At 67.8% G+C, this 16,935-nt stretch carries 18 protein-coding genes and 1 pseudogene; 14 read left to right on the top strand and 5 right to left on the bottom strand.

From position 1 onward, the window contains the following. Positions 1-12 precede the first annotated feature (12 nt). Positions 13-969 carry an HpcH/HpaI aldolase/citrate lyase family protein gene (locus H0264_RS11690; protein WP_181583978.1) on the bottom strand — a complete coding sequence of 319 codons (957 nt, stop codon included), beginning with the start codon at positions 967-969 and terminating at the stop codon, positions 13-15. 146 nt (positions 970-1,115) lie between these two features. Between H0264_RS11690 and H0264_RS11685 the strand changes: the two genes are divergently transcribed. From H0264_RS11685 to H0264_RS11635, 11 genes and pseudogenes are all read left to right on the top strand, one after another. Beyond that, a complete protein-coding gene (locus tag H0264_RS11685; RefSeq protein WP_181583977.1) occupies positions 1,116-2,441 on the top strand; it encodes a magnesium transporter MgtE N-terminal domain-containing protein in 1,326 nt (441 codons plus the stop codon). Positions 2,442-2,511: 70 nt separating this feature from the next. Next, entirely contained in the window at positions 2,512-3,099 is a 588-nt protein-coding gene (locus tag H0264_RS11680; RefSeq protein ID WP_181583976.1) for a DUF1003 domain-containing protein, read from the top strand. A 131-nt stretch (positions 3,100-3,230) separates the two neighbouring features. Then, entirely contained in the window at positions 3,231-4,616 is a 1,386-nt protein-coding gene (locus H0264_RS11675; protein WP_231083110.1) for a lytic transglycosylase domain-containing protein, read from the top strand. 227 nt (positions 4,617-4,843) lie between these two features. Then, positions 4,844-5,704: a lytic transglycosylase domain-containing protein gene (locus H0264_RS11670; protein WP_420832087.1), complete on the top strand. Its 861-nt coding sequence runs from the start codon at positions 4,844-4,846 to the stop codon at positions 5,702-5,704. 52 nt (positions 5,705-5,756) lie between these two features. Further along, entirely contained in the window at positions 5,757-6,893 is a 1,137-nt protein-coding gene (locus H0264_RS11665; protein WP_181583974.1) for an Mrp/NBP35 family ATP-binding protein, read from the top strand. Between the two features lie 114 nt (positions 6,894-7,007). Continuing rightward, positions 7,008-7,301: pseudogene (locus H0264_RS11660) on the top strand (DivIVA domain-containing protein); the annotation flags it as partial. A 431-nt stretch (positions 7,302-7,732) separates the two neighbouring features. Next, positions 7,733-8,305 (top strand): DNA-3-methyladenine glycosylase I, encoded by a 573-nt coding sequence (locus tag H0264_RS11655; protein ID WP_231083112.1) that lies wholly within the window; start codon positions 7,733-7,735, stop codon positions 8,303-8,305. Between the two features lie 165 nt (positions 8,306-8,470). Continuing rightward, on the top strand, positions 8,471-8,638 hold the full coding sequence (locus tag H0264_RS11650) for a DUF3117 domain-containing protein (RefSeq protein WP_084528678.1): 168 nt from the start codon (positions 8,471-8,473) through the stop codon (positions 8,636-8,638). An 18-nt stretch (positions 8,639-8,656) separates the two neighbouring features. Then, complete coding sequence (locus tag H0264_RS38550; RefSeq protein WP_420832055.1) at positions 8,657-9,826, top strand: putative RNA methyltransferase; 1,170 nt, start codon at positions 8,657-8,659, stop codon at positions 9,824-9,826. A 78-nt stretch (positions 9,827-9,904) separates the two neighbouring features. Beyond that, positions 9,905-10,429 (top strand): hypothetical protein, encoded by a 525-nt coding sequence (locus tag H0264_RS11640; RefSeq protein ID WP_181583973.1) that lies wholly within the window; start codon positions 9,905-9,907, stop codon positions 10,427-10,429. Next, the gene (locus tag H0264_RS11635; RefSeq protein ID WP_231083115.1) at positions 10,404-10,919 is read left to right on the top strand and encodes a nitroreductase family deazaflavin-dependent oxidoreductase; all 516 of its coding nucleotides are present in this window, start codon (positions 10,404-10,406) and stop codon (positions 10,917-10,919) included. Before H0264_RS11640 ends, H0264_RS11635 begins: the two co-directional genes overlap by 26 nt. Here the strand turns inward: H0264_RS11635 and H0264_RS11630 are convergent. Next, the gene (locus H0264_RS11630) at positions 10,916-11,806 is read right to left on the bottom strand and encodes a LysR family transcriptional regulator (RefSeq protein ID WP_181583972.1); all 891 of its coding nucleotides are present in this window, start codon (positions 11,804-11,806) and stop codon (positions 10,916-10,918) included. The genes H0264_RS11635 and H0264_RS11630 overlap by 4 nt on opposite strands. A 69-nt stretch (positions 11,807-11,875) precedes the next feature. On the opposite strand from H0264_RS11630, the gene H0264_RS11625 reads away from it, so the two are divergent. Continuing rightward, a complete protein-coding gene (locus H0264_RS11625; RefSeq protein ID WP_220139967.1) occupies positions 11,876-12,376 on the top strand; it encodes a GNAT family N-acetyltransferase in 501 nt (166 codons plus the stop codon). Positions 12,377-12,392: 16 nt separating this feature from the next. Here the strand turns inward: H0264_RS11625 and glgA are convergent, their stop codons facing one another. Beyond that, complete coding sequence (gene glgA, locus H0264_RS11620) at positions 12,393-13,562, bottom strand: glycogen synthase (RefSeq protein WP_181585463.1); 1,170 nt, start codon at positions 13,560-13,562, stop codon at positions 12,393-12,395. Between the two features lie 135 nt (positions 13,563-13,697). Here glgA and glgC point away from each other — a divergent pair, with 135 nt between their 5' ends. Together glgC and H0264_RS11610 are read left to right on the top strand one after the other, a co-directional pair. Then, entirely contained in the window at positions 13,698-14,912 is a 1,215-nt protein-coding gene (glgC, locus tag H0264_RS11615) for a glucose-1-phosphate adenylyltransferase (protein ID WP_181583971.1), read from the top strand. Between the two features lie 86 nt (positions 14,913-14,998). Continuing rightward, on the top strand, positions 14,999-16,189 hold the full coding sequence (locus H0264_RS11610; RefSeq protein ID WP_231083117.1) for a DUF7373 family lipoprotein: 1,191 nt from the start codon (positions 14,999-15,001) through the stop codon (positions 16,187-16,189). A gap of 1 nt (position 16,190) precedes the next feature. Here the strand turns inward: H0264_RS11610 and H0264_RS11605 are convergent, their stop codons facing one another. Next, on the bottom strand, positions 16,191-16,610 hold the full coding sequence (locus H0264_RS11605; protein ID WP_181583970.1) for a hypothetical protein: 420 nt from the start codon (positions 16,608-16,610) through the stop codon (positions 16,191-16,193). Between the two features lie 65 nt (positions 16,611-16,675). Then, positions 16,676-16,900 (bottom strand): hypothetical protein, encoded by a 225-nt coding sequence (locus tag H0264_RS11600; protein WP_181583969.1) that lies wholly within the window; start codon positions 16,898-16,900, stop codon positions 16,676-16,678. Positions 16,901-16,935: the final 35 nt, after the last annotated feature.

The following is a 16,935-nucleotide window of genomic DNA, read 5'->3' as shown; positions in this document are numbered from 1 at the left end:
GACTCCATCATGCTATTTCGCGTCGTCGGACGGGGGTTCGAAACGCGTGGTTCGCGCCATTCCGGCCGCCCGCCCCTTATCGGCTATGACCTGCGCCATTTTCGCACTGGCCTCATCGATCATTTCGTCCCCCAGCATGACCGCGCCGCGCGCGCCGCCTGCTATGGAGGTGTGGAAGGCGTAGGCGTCCAGAATTTCCTCGGCCCGGTCGTAATCCGCCTGACGTGGGCTGAAGATTTCATTGCACGCGACGATCTGATCCGGGTGCAGCACCCATTTCCCGTCGAAACCGAGTGCGGCCGTGCGGGAGGCGTTGCGGCGGAATCCGTCGATATCGCGGACGGCCAGGTACGGCCCGTCGATCGCCTGCAACCCGTGGGCGCGCGCGGCGAGCAGGATCGTCATATAGATGTGGTGATACGCGTCACCCGGCTCGTAGCCTTCGGGCTGTTCGCCCACCACGAGCGTGCGCATATTGATCGACGCCATGAAATCGGCCGGGCCGAAAACCAGCGTCTGCACGCGCGGCGAGGCGGTGGCGATGGCATCGATATTGCGCAGCCCGAGGGCATTCTCGATCTGCGGTTCGATGCCGATCTTGCCGACGGGCAGCCCGTTGGCCTTCTCCAGCTGGGTGAGCAGCAGATCCAGGGCCTGCACCTGACCGCCGTCGGTGACCTTGGGCAGCAGGATGGCGTCGAGTTCCGCGCCCGCGCCCTCGACCACGGTGATCACGTCGGCGTAGGTGAACTGGGTGCTCCAGTCGTTGACCCGCACCACGCGGATCTGGTCCTTCCAGCCCCCGGAGTTCAGCGCCGCCACGATATTCGCGCGCGCCGCCGCCTTGGCCGCCGGAGCGACCGCGTCCTCGAGATCCAGGAAGATCTCATCGGCGTCCAGCCCCTTGGCTTTCTCGATCATGCGCGGGTTACTGCCCGGCACCGCCAGCACCGATCGGCGCGATGTCATGGGTCACTCCTCCTGTGTCGACGCAGCATTCGCGGGGGCACTACGTGGTTACGCAGGCTGCCGCCTCCGTGCCCTGACCGCTCATGCTGGCGTCCGCGCTCGTGGCGCGACATTTCGGGCGGTCTCGACGCACTAGCCTGGCACTCATGGCAGCGACAAAGGTTTTCGCCGCGCGCATGGCGGGCCTGGTGGTACTCGGACCGGACGGGGAGTCTATCGGCCGCATTCGCGACCTCGTGATCTCCATCCGCTACGACCGCCAGCAGCCGCGCGTCCTGGGCCTGCTGGTCGAACTGCCCACGCGGAAGCGGATTTTCGTGCCGATCCTGCGGGTGACCTCGATCGAACCGGGATCGGTCACGCTCACCACGGGCACCATCAGCGTGCGGCGCTTCCAGCAGCGGGCGGGTGAATTGCTCGCCATCGCACAGATTCTCGACTCCACCGTGCGCGTCGACGATCCGAGCCTGCCGCAGCTGACCGACGCCGACGTGGTGGTGGTCGACCTCGGCATCGAGCAGAGCCGCACCCGCGACTGGCTGGTCACCCGGGTCGCGGTGCGCGAACGCCGCCGTCTCGGTGTGGGATTCGGGCGGCGCGGCGCGGTGCACGTGGTGGATTGGGCGCAGGTGCGCGGACTCACCCAGACGGAACTGAACCTGCCCGGCCAGGACGTGACCCAGCTGCTGGAGCAGTTCGAGGGCATGCGCCCGGCCGACGTGGCGCACATGCTGCGCGATCTGCCGCGCAAGCGCCGCATCGAGGTCGCCGGGGCGATGGACGACGAGCGACTCGCCGACGTGGTGCAGGAGCTGCCGGAGAACGATCAGGTGGAGCTGCTGGAACAGCTCGGCGTGGAGCGCGCCGCCGACCTGCTCGAGGCCATGGACCCCGACGATGCCGCCGACCTGCTGGGCGAACTGCCCACGAACGAGGCGGAATCGCTGCTGGCGCTGATGGATCCGGAGGATTCCGAACCGGTGCGGCGGCTGCTCGAGCACGCGCCCTACACCGCGGGCGGTCTGATGACGCCGGCCGCCGTGGTGCTCACCGCGTCGACGACGGTGGCCGAGGCGCTGGCGCGCATTCGCGATCCGGAGCTGACGCCCGCGCTGGCGACGATGGTGTTCGTGGTGCGCCCGCCGACGGCCACGCCGACCGGCCGCTATCTCGGCTGTGTGCATTTCCAGCAACTGCTGCGCGAACCTCCGGCGAATCTCGTCGGCGGGCTGGTCGACACCGATCTGGTGCAGCTGCGCCCCGAGGCGAGCCTGACCGCCGTCACCCGCTATTTCGCCACCTACAACCTGGTGTGCGGCCCGGTGGTCGACACCGAGAACCACCTGCTCGGCGCGGTCACCGTCGACGACGTCCTCGATCATCTGCTGCCCGAGGACTGGCGCGAACAGGACGAGGACAACCACGACGTGCACGGTCTGCCGTTGGTGGAAGGCACGGGAGGCCGGGCATGAGCGGTCAGGCGCGGAGGCGGCAGCGGAGCGTAACCACGGAGCGCTCCGCTCATGCCCGAAAGGACACAGCATGAGCGATCGCATGGACAAGGCCAGCGCGCGCCAGCGCATGGAAACCCCGATGGAGTCGCGCTTCCGCGGATTCGATTGGGACGCCGAGGCTTTGGCGCGCACCAGCGAGCAGATCGCGCGTTTCCTGGGCACCGGCCGCTATCTCGCGATCCAGACGGTGATCGTGATCCTGTGGATCGCGATCAATGTCTTCGCGGTCAAGCTGCGCTGGGATCCGTACCCGTTCATCCTGTTGAACCTGGCGTTCTCCACCCAGGCCGCCTATGCCGCGCCGCTCATCCTGCTGGCCCAGAACCGGCAGGACAATCGCGACCGGGTCGCTCTGGAAGAGGACCGATCCAGAGCAGCCCAGACAAAAGCCGACACCGAATTCCTTGCACGGGAACTCGCGGCACTGCGACTCGCCGTGGGCGAGGTGGCGACGCGCGACTATCTGCGCCGGGAACTCGAAGATGTCAAAGAATCGCTGGTCAGACTGGAAAAACTGGCCTCCGACGGCGACGTGCCCGAGACACGGAAAAAGAAGAAGAATAGCGACCGAAAGAGGCCGGAGGTCCCAATTCTGGCGCAAAATGATGGCGACTGACCGCCCATGCGGTTCCGTACGAGCTGACTGATGGGTAACCTGGATCACGTTGTTCCGAGCGACCGACCCAGACACTGCTTGGTATGAGTGGCATCACCAGGGACCGGCCGCACGACTGAGGGGATTGTGTGGTGGCGAAGAGAATAAGTGCTCCGGTGACAGCGTCGGCGCTGCTCATAGCGGGTTTGGTTACCGCAGGTTCGGCCACCACCACGACCGTGCAGTCGGCCGCGCCGCAGCAGGCGCCCGACGCGCTGCTCGCGGCATCGTCCGGAAATCAGAATGTGGCCGTGACCGAACCTAAATCCGACCAACTAGTCGGATTGGTTCCCGCCGCGCCCGAGGCCCCGCGCAAACTCAGCGCCCTCACCCCGCCCGCCGACGGCAGCCCGCTCTTCGGCGGCACCGTGCCGCTGCAGAACATCGCCCTGCCCGGCGGCACCGGCGCCCTCGGCATTCCCGAGATCGTGCTGGCCGCCTACCGCAATGCCGAACTGGCCCTGGAATCCTCCACGCCCGGCTGCGGCATCACCTGGAACCTGCTCGCCGGCATCGGCCGCATCGAATCCGCACACGCCAGCAGCGGGCGCACCGACGCGGCCGGCACCACCGTCACGCCCATCTACGGTCCGGCACTCGACGGGACACTTCCCGGCAACGAGATCATCAAGGCCAATGACGGCAGCTACGTGCGCGCCGTCGGCCCGATGCAGTTCCTGCCCAGCACCTGGTCGCTGTACGCCGCCGACGGCAATGGCGACGGCGTGTCGGATCCGAACAATGTCTTCGACGCCGCCCTGGCCGCGGGCAAGTACCTGTGCTCCGGCGGGCTGAACCTGCGCGACTCGGATCAGCAGCTGAGAGCCGTGCTGCGCTACAACAACTCGATGTCGTACGCGGCTCAGGTGCTGAGCTGGTCCAATGCGTACAAGACCGGCGGCGCGCCAACCACGGTGGACATCTCCTCGACGCTCATCGCGCCGGGGGCGCTCACCGCGGGCGGCACCGACATGACGGCCGCCAACGCCTCCCTCGACGCGGCGGCCACCACCAGCGACACCACGACCACCACCACGACCACGACCACGCAGACCGAGGTGATGATCACCATCCCCGGCCTGCCGCCCATCCCGTGCGGCATCTTCTGCCCGCAGCCCGCGCAACCGGCCCAGCCCGCGACCCCCAATTGCGATGCGGCGGTGACGGATCCGGCCCAGCGGCTCAATCCGGACGGCACGCCCGTCGACGAGAACACCGGCCAGAACACCGAGCAGCAGTTCGGCCCGGACGGCAAGCCGATCGACAAGACGACCGCCTGCACCACCACCAACGATCAGCAGCAGAACCCGAACGGCGCTGTCCAGCAGCCGGAGAAGACGCCGGAGGCGGCCGCGCCCGCACCCGTCGAGGAGGCTCCCGCGGAAGCGGCTCCGGCCGATCCCACGACCCCCGCACCGGGCATCACGCTGCCGTTCGGCATCACCATCCCGCTGCCCGCTCCGGCGCCCGCGCAGTAGCGCGGCGCGCCCCCGCGGCAGGGTCCGCGGCCGGCTCGGAAAAAACTGAAACAAGTCCGATCAATTCGCTACGCGGGGGCTGTGCCCCCGCGTAGCGTTGTCGAGACCCCCTCGTTTTCCAAACCTGTGAATGGTCACGAAGGGGTAACGGAACGGTCTCGGATGATGTAGCGTGGGTGCTCCAACGTCACCGGTCACACCGAAATGACATGGAGGGCAACCACACAGTGGGACGTCACCGCAAACCCCCGGTCCCGAAAGTTCGCCGTGGATCGGTCATCGCTCTCACGAGTCTCGTACCGGCCGGTCTGGCCACCGTCACCGGCGCCGCCGACGGCAGCATCGCCGAAACCCTCGCCGGTCCCCTGCAGCACCGCACGCTCACGGCCGACGCCGACGCGGACGTACCCAGACTCGAGGCGGCACCGGCCGCCGAACCCCTGCTCAAGGAAGCCAAGCAGCTCCTGCCCCCGCCGCCGCCCGAGGTGAAGACGGTCGCGCTCCCCGACGGCCGCGTTCCCGCCGACCTGCCCAAGGGCACCCTGGGCATGCCCGGCATCTCCGAGGCCGCCTATCACAATGCGGAACGCATTCTGGCAGCGGAGAATCCGGTCTGCGGCATGCCGTGGTCACTGCTCGCCGGCATCGGCCGGGTGGAGTCCACGCACGCCTTCGGCGGCAAGGCCGACGCGGACGGCAATGCCCTGGACCCCATCTACGGGCCGGTCCTGGACGGAAGCCTCTACGGGAACAACGTGATTCACGATTCCGACGACGGCGTCCTGGACGGCCTGCAGGGCTACGACCGCGCCATCGGCTCCATGCAGTTCCTGCCGGAGACGTGGAAGCACTACGCCGCCGACGGCAACGGCGACGGCATCGCCGATCCGCAGAACCTGTACGACGCGGCGCTCACCGCCGGAAAGTACCTGTGCTCCGGCAATCTCGACATGCGTGATCCGGCCCAGCAGACCCGCGCCATCCTGCGCTACAACCACTCCATGGCCTACGTGACCAATGTGATGGCCTGGGAGGCCGCCTACAACACCGGCATCACCCCGGCGGCCTCGCAGCTGCCGCGAATCTGACGCCGCGGAGGGCAGATACAGCCCCGTCCGGGCCCGCTCCTAGACTGGCGCTATGCCAGTGGTAACGGAATCGGATGTGCGGGGCGCGCTCGCGAAGGTGGACGACCCGGAGATCCGGAAGCCGATCACCGAACTGGGCATGGTGAAAAGCGTCGAGGTCGGCGCCGACAGCAGTGTCCACGTCGTGATCTACCTGACGACGTCGGCCTGCCCGATGAAATCCGCCATCCAGGAACGCGTCAGCAAGGCCGTCGCGGATGTGCCCGGGGTCGGGCAGATCACGGTCGGCCTGGACGTCATGAACGACGAGCAGCGCACCGAACTGCGCAAGAAGCTGCGCGGCGATGCAGCCGAACCGGTCATCCCGTTCGCCCAGCCCGGCTCGCTGACCCGCGTGTACGCGGTGGCCTCCGGTAAGGGCGGTGTCGGAAAGTCCTCCGTCACAGTCAATCTCGCGGCCGCCATGGCCGCCCGCGGCCTGTCCGTCGGTGTCCTCGACGCCGACATCTACGGCCACTCGGTCCCCCGCATGCTCGGCACCGACCAGCGCCCCACCCAGGTCGAGCGCATGATCATGCCGCCCATCGCCCACGACGTGAAGGTCATCTCGATCTCCATGTTCACTCAGGGCAACACCCCCGTCGTCTGGCGTGGCCCGATGCTGCACCGCGCTCTGCAGCAGTTCCTGGCCGACGTCTTCTGGGGTGACCTCGACATCCTGCTGCTGGACCTCCCGCCCGGCACCGGCGACGTGGCCATCTCCCTGGCCCAGCTGATCCCGAACGCGGAGATCCTGGTGGTCACCACCCCCCAGCTGGCCGCCGCCGAGGTGGCCGAGCGCGCGGGTTCCATTGCCCTGCAAACCCGCCAGCGCATCGCGGGCGTGGTCGAGAACATGTCCTGGCTGGACCTCCCCGACGGCAGCCGCATGCACCTCTATGGCGAGGGCGGCGGCCAGACCGTGGCCGAGAACCTCACCCGAGCCATCGGCGCGAACGTCCCCCTCCTGGGCCAGATCCCGATCGAGCAGCAGCTGCGCGAAGCAGGCGACGAGGGCACCCCCATCGTCCTGCGCGCCCCGGACTCCCCCTCCGGCAAGGCCCTGCGCGACATCGCCGACAAGCTGGCCGTCCGCCGCCGCGGCCTGGCCGGCATGTCCCTGAGCATCGACACCACCCGCCACCTGTAGCGGCCCCGCCCGCGCGCACCGGGGCAATCCGATTCCCGCGCGGGCGAATTCGATGTCCGGATTCCGCCGGGGTGCGGGCGGCCCGATGTCGATGCGCCACCTAAGCTCGGGGACATGCTCACGCTACTGCTGTACGTGCTGATCGTCGGACTAGTCGCCGCGCTGCTGTTCCTGGTGGCCAGTGCGGTGTTCGGGCGCGGTGAGGAGCTGGGCCCGCTGCCGGAGGGCACCACGGTCACGGTCCTGCCCGCGCGCGAGATCAGCGGTAGCGACGTGCGGGCGCTGCGTTTTCAGCAGGTGGTTCGCGGCTACAAGGCCGGCGAGGTCGACTGGGCGCTGACCCGGCTGGCCGCACGTATCGACGAGCTCGAAGCCCAGCTCGCCCAGACACGCACGGAGGCTGCCGGCCCGGTGGCCGCGGAACCCGAGTCTTCCGGGGAATCCGAGCGCGCCGGCACTCCCACCGGCAGTGCCGACGCGTCAGCCGGAGATCCCGCCGCGATATCCGGCAACGGCGCCGCGCATCCGGCGGTCGCCGCAGGCGCGCCGCAGCCGGCTCATCCGCTGTTCAATCCCGCCCCGGCGCATTCCGCCGCGTCTGCGACTACATCCGCTCAGTTCGGGGCGGCTGTGCCCGGTGTGCCCGCGCCGCGTCGCGTACCCGCCGAGCCCGGCCCCGCGGATCGGTGGCTGGCGGGCACGCAGGCCCCTGATGCCGCGCCGCTGCCGCAGGTGCTGCCCGCCGAGCCGGGTCCGGAGGTGAATCCGGGGGCGGGCCCGGAATCCGCGCCTGGAAATAGCGGTGTATCGCGAGAATCCGAAGGGCGGGGAACGGCGCGGTGAGTTCGGGTATCGAATCCGACGGGCGGATCAGGTGTGGGTGGTCGGAGGGCACTCAGCTTTATCGGGATTACCACGATTCCGAGTGGGGGCGGGCGCTGCACGGGGATGATGCGTTATTCGAACGTATGTGTCTGGAGGCGTTTCAGTCGGGGCTGGCGTGGATCACGATTTTGCGCAAGCGGGAGGCTTTCCGGTCGGCGTTCCACGGGTTCGTCATCGAGAAGGTGGCGGGGTTCGGGGAGAAGGATGTGGAACGGCTTCTGGCGGATACGGGCATAGTTCGCAATCGCGCCAAGATTGAGGCCAGCATCCACAATGCGCGGGTTGCCCGGGACCTCGCAGAGCCCCTCGACGGGCTGCTGTGGTCCTTCGCACCGGCCGCCCGCAAGCGACCCCGGACACTGTCCGATGTGCCCGCTGTCACAGCCGAATCCACCGCTCTCGCAAAAGAACTCAAGCGGCGGGGGTTCAAATTCGTGGGGCCCACCACTGCGTACGCACTCATGCAAGCGACCGGGATGGTAGACGATCACGTGGCCGATTGCTGGGTGAATGTGAGTACTTCCTGAACGCCACAACGGTCGGTTTTTGGAACTCAGGTACCCGCCCCGATCCGCGATAGGGAAGAATGGGCTTGGTGCGGCCCGCCACATACCGGCGGGCTGCCTGGTTGGTGACAACTGGAGTTCCATGAAAGTGCGCAGCAGACCGCGCAGATCTGGAGGGAGCAGAGGATGGCGGCCATGAAGCCCCGCACCGGGGACGGTCCCCTCGAGGCAACCAAGGAAGGGCGTGGAATCGTCATGCGGGTTCCACTCGAGGGTGGCGGGCGTCTGGTCGTCGAGCTGACTCCGGATGAAGCCGCAGCGCTCGGTGACGAACTCATCAAGGTCACCAGCTAACAGCCGGACCACGTGCCGGTGAGCCGTACCCCCAATACAGCGAGCACCTCACCGCTCGTCCGGCTCACCGGCGCCACGGTGAACGAGGAATCACATTCCGTCGGCCACATCGAGCGACCCGACGCCGTGCCGTTTCCGGCACCGGCGCACCGTCTTCTCGCCTGCGCCGATCTACTGGCCTGCCCGGAGTGCGGCCAGGATCTCGCCGCCCAGGATCGCAGCCTGCGCTGCGCACGCGGCCACACTTTCGACATAGCCCGGCAGGGCTACGTCAGTCTGCTCACGGGCGCCGCCACGAAAATGACCGGCGACACGCCCGACATGCTCGATGCGCGTGCGGCTTTTCAGAGTGCGGGGCATTTCGCTCCCATCGCCTCGGCTCTGGCCGGCGTCGTGGCGGACATTTCCACGCGCACTATCGTTCCCGCATTCGACGCGGCGCGGGGATCCGCACCCGGCCCATCGACGCGCCCGACCACTGAGAGACACGCCCGCCGCAACCCGGCCAGCCCGCCCGGCGCGACCGTGCGGGCCGCGGCGCGCACCCGCGTGGCCGCGCTGCTTCGCACTGATGCGAACGCACCCGGCCCCAGCCTGCTGGAGATCGGCGCGGGAACCGGGTATTACCTGGCGGGAATGCTCGATGCCCTACCGGACGCGCGCGGGATCGCGCTGGACGTGTCCAAAGCGGCAGCTCGGCGCAGCGCTCGGGCTCATGCGCGGGCGGGTGCGGTGCTCGCCGACGCATGGCGCGGGCTGCCGGTGCGAAACGGTGCGATGAATATTGTGGTCGCGGTTTTCGCGCCGCGTAATGCGAGTGAGGTCGCGCGCGTGCTCGCGGATGCGGGACATTTCATCGTGGTGACGCCGACCCCGCGGCATCTGACGGAATTGATAGCGCCACTGGATATGGTCAGCGTGGACGGCGAGAAAGACGCACGGCTGGCGGACTCGCTGGGCGCGCGTTTCGAATTGGCCGAGCGGGTTCCCGTCGAATATTCGATGTCGCTGACGCGGGCCGATATCGCGAATGTGGCGGGGATGGGTCCGTCGGCGCATCACGCGGCGGCCGAGCGCGCGGAACGGATTGCCGCGCTGCCCGATCCCCTGCCGGTGACCGCGTCGGTGACCATCTCCGTATATCGGCGCGCCGCGAATCCCGTGGAAGCCCCCCACACGCACCCGTAGGACTACTCAGGATCGAGCCGCCCATCGCCGGAAGACTCGGGGCGTCTTCGATGATCCCGAGCGCGGAGGGGCGCGGTTATGAACGGTACGACGGTCTGGATGCGGTTCACCGCGATCGCGATGCTGGTGATTCCGGTATTGGATGTACTGGTTCGCTTCACGGTTCCCGGCGGATGGATTTTCGCCTTCGTTTTCTTCCTGGGTGCGCCCGTCTGGCTGCTGGCGTACGGCCTGCTGTTCTGGATGTCCCTCGGAATGCTGAGGTCGGACAGCACCTTCGCCGCCGCCCCGAAGGCCCCGCGCACGATCATCGCCACACTGGTGTGGGCGTATCTGGCCTGCATGACCTTCTTCTGCCTGTTCATGTCCGACGGGGGCGACGCCGACTACTGGCAGTCGCCGGGCGGCCATCTGTTCGGGGTGGAACTGTACGACAGCTCGGCTCCCGAATTCCTCAGGACCGCAGAAGATTTGGCGGTGCGGGGGCTGCCCCTCGGTTTCCTGGCCCTGCTGGCCGCGGCCATCTGCTACGGAGTCCTCGTCGCGGGCAACCGCCGGCGTCGGTACAGTGCGCCGAGTGAGTACTCAGTTTCCGGATCGTGAATGGGGTTCCCGCAGCGGCGTTCTCTCACGCATCGTGAGCCCGTTCGCCGCAACGAAGTTCGGTTCCATGGTGGTGCGCAAGTACATTCGCCCCCTGGACGAGTGGGTGCTGGAGCGCACCAAAGGCAAGTACACCGCACTCGGGCCGATCGGCGCGCCGGTGATCCTGCTGACCACGACGGGCCGGAAATCGGGTCAGCCGCGTACTTCGCCGCTGCTGTACGTGCACGACGGCGATGTGCTGTACGTGATCGGCAGCAATTTCGGGCAGGGGCACCATCCCGCGTGGACGGCCAATCTGGCCGCCGATCCGAAGGGCACGGTAACCATTGCGGGAGAAGAGATTCCGGTGACGGCGAGTCGTGTCACCGAGGAAGCGCAGGCCGCCGCGATCTTCGCCCGTTTCGAGGGACTCACCAAGGCGTACACCGCTTATCGCGGTCGCACGGATCGCGAACTGCGCATCTTCGCCCTGCGCCGCGCCGATTAGGAACGCCCCGGCAGCAGGGTGAGGAAGTTCCGGATCAGCGCGCGGTCGTCGTCGGCCCGGGTGGCGACGTAAATTGTTGTGCTGGCCTCGGTTCCGGCGAGCGGCACGATGCGCACGGTGTCCGGCGCGGTGAAGGTGGCGCTGCGCGGCGCGATGGTCACGCCGAGCCCCTGGGCCACCAGGTAGAGGATGGTGGTCCAGGTGGTGCCCTCCTGCACCACGCGGGGACGGCACCCCGCATCCAATAGCGGCGCGAGGTTCTTGTCGTGTGCGAGTCCGCCTGCGGCCCTGGGGAAGAAGACGAGCGGGTTGTCCCCGAGTTCGGCTCCGGTGATGCTGTCGCGCCCGGCGTCGGGGTGGTCGGCGGGCAGCACCGCCATGAACGGTTCGGTGACCAGTGGTGCGGTGTGTATGCCGGGCTGCGGGTCGGGATCGCGCACGATGGCCGTATCGAGCGCCCCGTGCCCGAGCTGTTCCATGAGCCGGGTGGTGAAGCCCTCGACCAGTTCGACCTGCACGAGCGGGTAGCGTTCGCGGAATTCGCGCACCCCGCGCAGCGGTTCCAGTGGCAGTACCGAGGGCACGAACCCGAGGTACAACCGTCCCTGGCTCCCCTGTCCGATCCGCGTGACCTCGTCGAGGTCGCGATCGGCGTGCCCGAGGATGGCGGTGGCCCGTTCGCGCAGCACCGCCCCGGCCGGGGTCAGCGCCACGCTGCGTGAGGTTCGGTCGAAAAGCCTTGTCCCGAGCAGGGTTTCGAGCCGCTGAATCTGCTGGGTGAGGGCGGGCTGCGCGATGTGCAGCCGGGCGGCGGCGCGCCCGAAGTGCAATTCGCTCGCGACGGCGAGGAAATAGCGCAGGTGCCGCAGCTCCACACCATCAACCATAAGCTGATCATATCAATCGCACGTATCAAGTATTGGACGCTATAGCTGCACTACAGGCATGCTGACGTGGTGCCTCAGCAAACGGAATCGATCACCGTGTCCCCCATGGCCACGCCCGCCGACGCCCGCGCCTTCAAGGAACTCAACGAGGAGTGGGTACGCACGCTGTTCACCCTCGAACCCGCCGATTCGAAGGTCCTCGACCATCCGGAGCGGATCGTGGCCGAGGGCGGCCAGATCCTGATCGCCCGCGCCGGCGACGAGATCGTCGGCTGCGGCGCGCTGCTGGCCGAGGGCCACGGCGTCTTCGAGGTCTCGAAAATGGCTGTGCCGCCGAGTCATCGGGGTCGCGGCATCGGCCGGATCGTGCTGGAGGCGCTCATCGCCTACGCCCGCGCCAACGGTGCCACGCGGCTGTATCTGGAGAGCAATACCAAGCTGGCCAATGCCGTGCACCTGTACGAATCGGTCGGCTTCGTCCATGTCGCGCCGCCCGCGCCGAGCCCGTACGCCCGTGCCGACGTGTATATGGAGTATGAGCTGACGCCGCGTCGCGGAACGACTCCGTGAGGGGCGACGGGCGGGCCTAGCCCTTGCGGACCAGGTCGTAGATCCCGGCGGTGCGGGCCGCGATCTGGTTCCAGTCGAATTCGCTGATGGCTCGGGCGCGTCCGGCCACGCCCATGGCGGCGGCCGCGCTCGGATCGGCGACGACGGTGTTCACCGCCCGCGCCAGCCCGCGTTCGAAGGCGTCGGTATCGCTGTCGTCGTAGTGCACGAGCCGCCCGGTGACGCCTTCGGCCACCACCTCGGGAATGCCGCCGACATCGGAGGCCACCACCGCGGTCCCGCACGCCATGGCTTCCAGATTCACGATCCCGAGCGGCTCGTACACCGACGGGCACACGAAGACCGTTGCCGCGGCGAGGATCTGCCGCACCAGCTCGGTGGGCAGCATCTCCCGGATCCAGTAGACGCCCTCGCGTGTGGCCCGCAGTTCCCGCACGGCCGCGGCGACTTCCTGCTCCATCGCGGGCGTATCGGCGGCTCCGGCGCACAGCACCAGCTGGATATCCGGATCCAGATGCCGCACCGCGCCCAGCAGGTGCGCCACGCCCTTCTGCCGCGTGATCCGCCCGACGAACGCCGCGATGGGCCGATCCTGACGCACCCCGAGCTCGGCGAGCACGTCCCGGGCCCCTTCGCGCGGCCCGCCCGGATGCCACACTCCGGCGTCGATTCCGTTGTGCACCACGTGAACTCGTTCCGGATCGATATCCGGATAGGCCGCCAGCACATCGGCCCGCATGCCCGCGCTCACCGCGATCACGGCATCGGCATGGGTCATGGCATTGTGTTCCGACCACGACGACAGCCGGTATCCCCCGCCGAGCTGTTCGGCCTTCCACGGCCGGCGCGGTTCCAGCGAATGCGCGGTCAGCACGTGCGGAATCCCGTAGAGCTCGGCGGCCAGGTGCCCGGCCAGTCCGGTGTACCAGGTGTGCGAGTGCACCACGTCGGAGCCGACGGCGGCATCGGCCATGCGCAGCTGCGCCGACATCATCTGCACCGCCGAATTGGCGGTGTACAGCATCGGATCGGGTTGGTGCACTACGGCGTCGGCGCGGGGCACGCCCATGCAGTGCACGGTCACGTCGCAGAGTTCGCGGAGCCTGGGCACCAGTTCGGTGACATGCACTCCCGCCCCGCCGTACACCTCGGGCGGGTATTCGCGGGTCATCATGGCGACTCGGATCTCGCGCCCGCCGTCCGCGCCGTAACTCACTGGTCCAAAGTAGACGGTCGTCCCAGGCGGGACCAACCAGCACCGCTATCAACACGGAAGATGGCAGACATCGGATGTTCTCCCGCACCCGGTAGGTTGACGGGTGTGAGGAGCCAGCCGCACGTACTCGGGATCGTGCTCGCCGGTGGCGAGGGCAAGCGACTGTTTCCCTTGACCAAGGACCGTGCCAAGCCGGCTGTTCCGTTCGGCGGGGCGTACCGGCTGGTGGATTTCGTGCTCTCGAATCTGGTGAATGCCGGCTACCTGCGGATCTGTGTTCTCACCCAGTACAAGTCGCATTCGCTGGACCGGCACATCTCGCAGACCTGGCGACTGTCGGGTTTCGGCGGCGAGTACATCACCCCGGTGCCGGCGCAGCAGCGGCTGGGCCCGCGCTGGTACACCGGCAGCGCGGACGCGATCATGCAGTCGCTCAATCTGATCTACGACGAGGACCCGGAGTACATCGTGGTCTTCGGCGCGGACCACGTGTACCGCATGGATCCGGAGCAGATGGTGGCCGCGCACATCGAATCCGGTGCGGGGGTGACGGTCGCGGGCATTCGGGTGCCGCGCAGCACCGCCAGCGCCTTCGGCTGTATCGATTCCGACGAATCCGGCCGCATCATCGGCTTTCTGGAGAAACCGGCGCATCCGCCCGGCACACCCGACGACCCGAATTCCACCTTCGCGTCCATGGGCAACTACGTCTTCTCCACCAAGGTCCTGGTGGACGCCATCCGCGCCGACGCCGACAACGGCGATTCCGATCACGATATGGGCGGTGACATCATCCCCGGCCTGGTGCGCGAGGGTAAGGCCGCGGTCTACGACTTCTCCCGCAACGAGGTCCCCGGCGCCACCGACCGCAGCCGCGGCTACTGGCGCGATGTCGGCACCCTGGACGCCTTCTACGAGGCCCACATGGATCTGGTGTCGGTGGACCCGGTCTTCGATCTCTACAACCGGCACTGGCCGATTCGCGGCGCCGCCGAGAACCTGCCGCCCGCCAAGTTCGGCCGCGGCGGCCTGGCCCAGGAGTCCATTGTCGGCGCGGGCAGCATCCTGTCCGCCGCGACCGTCCGCAATTCGGTCCTGTTCTCCAATGTGATGGTCGAGGACGGCGCGACCGTCGAGGGCAGTGTCCTCATGCCGGGCGTGCGCATCGGCCGCGGCGCGGTGGTGCGGCATGCCATCCTCGACAAGAACGTGATCGTCACCGAGGGCGAGATCATCGGAGTCGATCTCGAACGCGACCGGGACCGCTTCGCGGTGAGCAATGGCGGGGTGGTGACGGTCGGAAAGGGCGTGTGGGTGTGAGTGTCGCGCAATAGCCCTGGACAGTCGCCGCCGCCGGTCCGAGAATCGGGGAGAGCGTCGCCGTACCGCGCGCGGGAGGGAACGTCATGATCCGCACCGCAAGAGTTGTCGTCACCGTCGGTTGCCTGGCCCTGGTCGGGGCCCTGGTGGCCGGATGCGCCCAGTCCGGGACGCCGGTGGCCGGGGAAATCGATGTGCGCACACTGGATTCCAGCAGCTATCCGGTGAACAGATACACCTACGATCGCAATGCCAATGGCGGCGGCACCGTGCTGGAGGGCATGCGCATGGCCGATGCCGTGGTGCCGACCGTGCGGGCCGAGCCGAGTCTGAAGGTCGGGCGCGGCGGGATCGTGCTGAAGAGTGTCGACGAGGTGATCGACGTCAGTCATCTGTCCTCGACGGCGAAACCCATTCTGCAGAACCGCGGATTCATCGTCGGGTTCGCCACCAGCGGAGCGGACAAGCCGGATGTCGGCGAGGACAAGGTGGATCCGACCGCCACCACCATGACCATCCGGCTGCTGCGCTTCCCGTCCGAGGATGCGGCGAAGCTGGCGGCGCGTGAGATCGCGGACGCGGATTTCAATGTGGCGCTGGATCAGAACCGCAAGCTGACGCTGGCCGAGTATCCGGACGCGCTCATCCACTGGCGGCCCACGGTGCCGACCATCGGGGTGGCCATGCCGCGCAAGGAATTCGTCATCTCCATGTTCATCGTGCGCACCAAACCCGATCAGACGGAACTGATGTCGCTGGTCAAGAAGGGCCTGGACGCCGAGGTGCCGGCGGTGGACGCGTTCCGGGCGACACCGGCGGACGCCATCGCCAAGCTGCCGTTCGATCCGGATCGGATGCTGGCGCGCACGCTGGTGGACAGCCGCGACGACAGCACCCCCGATCCGGACAAGTTCGGGTATTTCGGGCCGAACATGCTGGTGCACGCCGCCAATGATCAAGGGGTGCGGCAGCGGCTGGTGGACAGCACCGGCATGGATCAGATGGCCAATGCGGGCGACGGGTACCTGTTCCGGACCCGGGATGCCAAGGCGGGCAATGAACTGGTGAGCGGGCTCATCGCGATCCTGGAGGGTGTCGAGAACGGTTCCGCGCCCTCCGGCGTGCCGGATTCCAAGTGCGTGCACAACAGCAAGGGCACGGCGTACCGCTGCTGGGTGGTCTACAAACGCTATGTGGGAGTCGTGAACGCGGACAACGAAGCCGACGCGCACAAGCTGGCGACCGCGCAGTACGCGCTATTGGCCAACAGCCTGTAGTTCAGAAGCGGACGATGCCCGCGTCGAGCATGCGCCACGCCGCGGGCCGGTCGCCGTCCTGCGGTTGCTCCGTGCACGAGCAGTCGGAATCGTCTGTGGCGCGGGCAATCCCACCGGGTGCCGGGTGATTTCCGTTGTGTCCGGCCACGGCGGTGTCGTCCTGGAACCGATAGTCACGGAATCCGAAGGGCTGCAACAGGGCTCGCAGGAACTCCGGTCCGTCCTCCGGGTGGACGGTGCGGTCGGCGTCCAGGAGGTCGACCCCCTGGTGGTACCAGACCCGCGCCACCAGTCCCTCGACCGGATCGACGGCCCGGAAGGTCGCCTGTCCCGCGGCGGTCAGCCGGAATTCGGCGATCCGGCGCCACTGCCCGGATTCGCGGAAATACAAGCCCACCACGGCCGGAACGCGCTGCCCCATGGGAAAACCTTCGATCGTCGAACTCTGTCCCTGGAGTGCCCGTCCCGGCAGCCCGGTAATCCTGCTCAGCCGGCGTAGGCGGGGTTCACCGGCGCGGTGTTGCGCAGGGTGCAGAAGGGTTCGCACGGTCCCGGTGTGGATGGCGGCGTATACGACGGTTCGTCGAAGCGTGCGCCGCTGACCAGCAGCAATACCAGGAGCCCGGCGGAAAGTATGAGCCCGATGAGTATCAGGGCCGGCCAGAGCCATCCTGTCGGCAGATGCGCGCCGAGTACCAGACCCTCGTACATCGCCCACCTCCTCGAAAATCGTTCCCCTTCTTCGT

The sequence above is a fragment of the Nocardia huaxiensis genome, from assembly GCF_013744875.1.
Classification (GTDB): domain Bacteria; phylum Actinomycetota; class Actinomycetes; order Mycobacteriales; family Mycobacteriaceae; genus Nocardia; species Nocardia huaxiensis.
The sequence above is the reverse complement of the archived record's forward strand: the minus strand, read 5'-3'. Positions and strand labels throughout refer to the sequence as shown.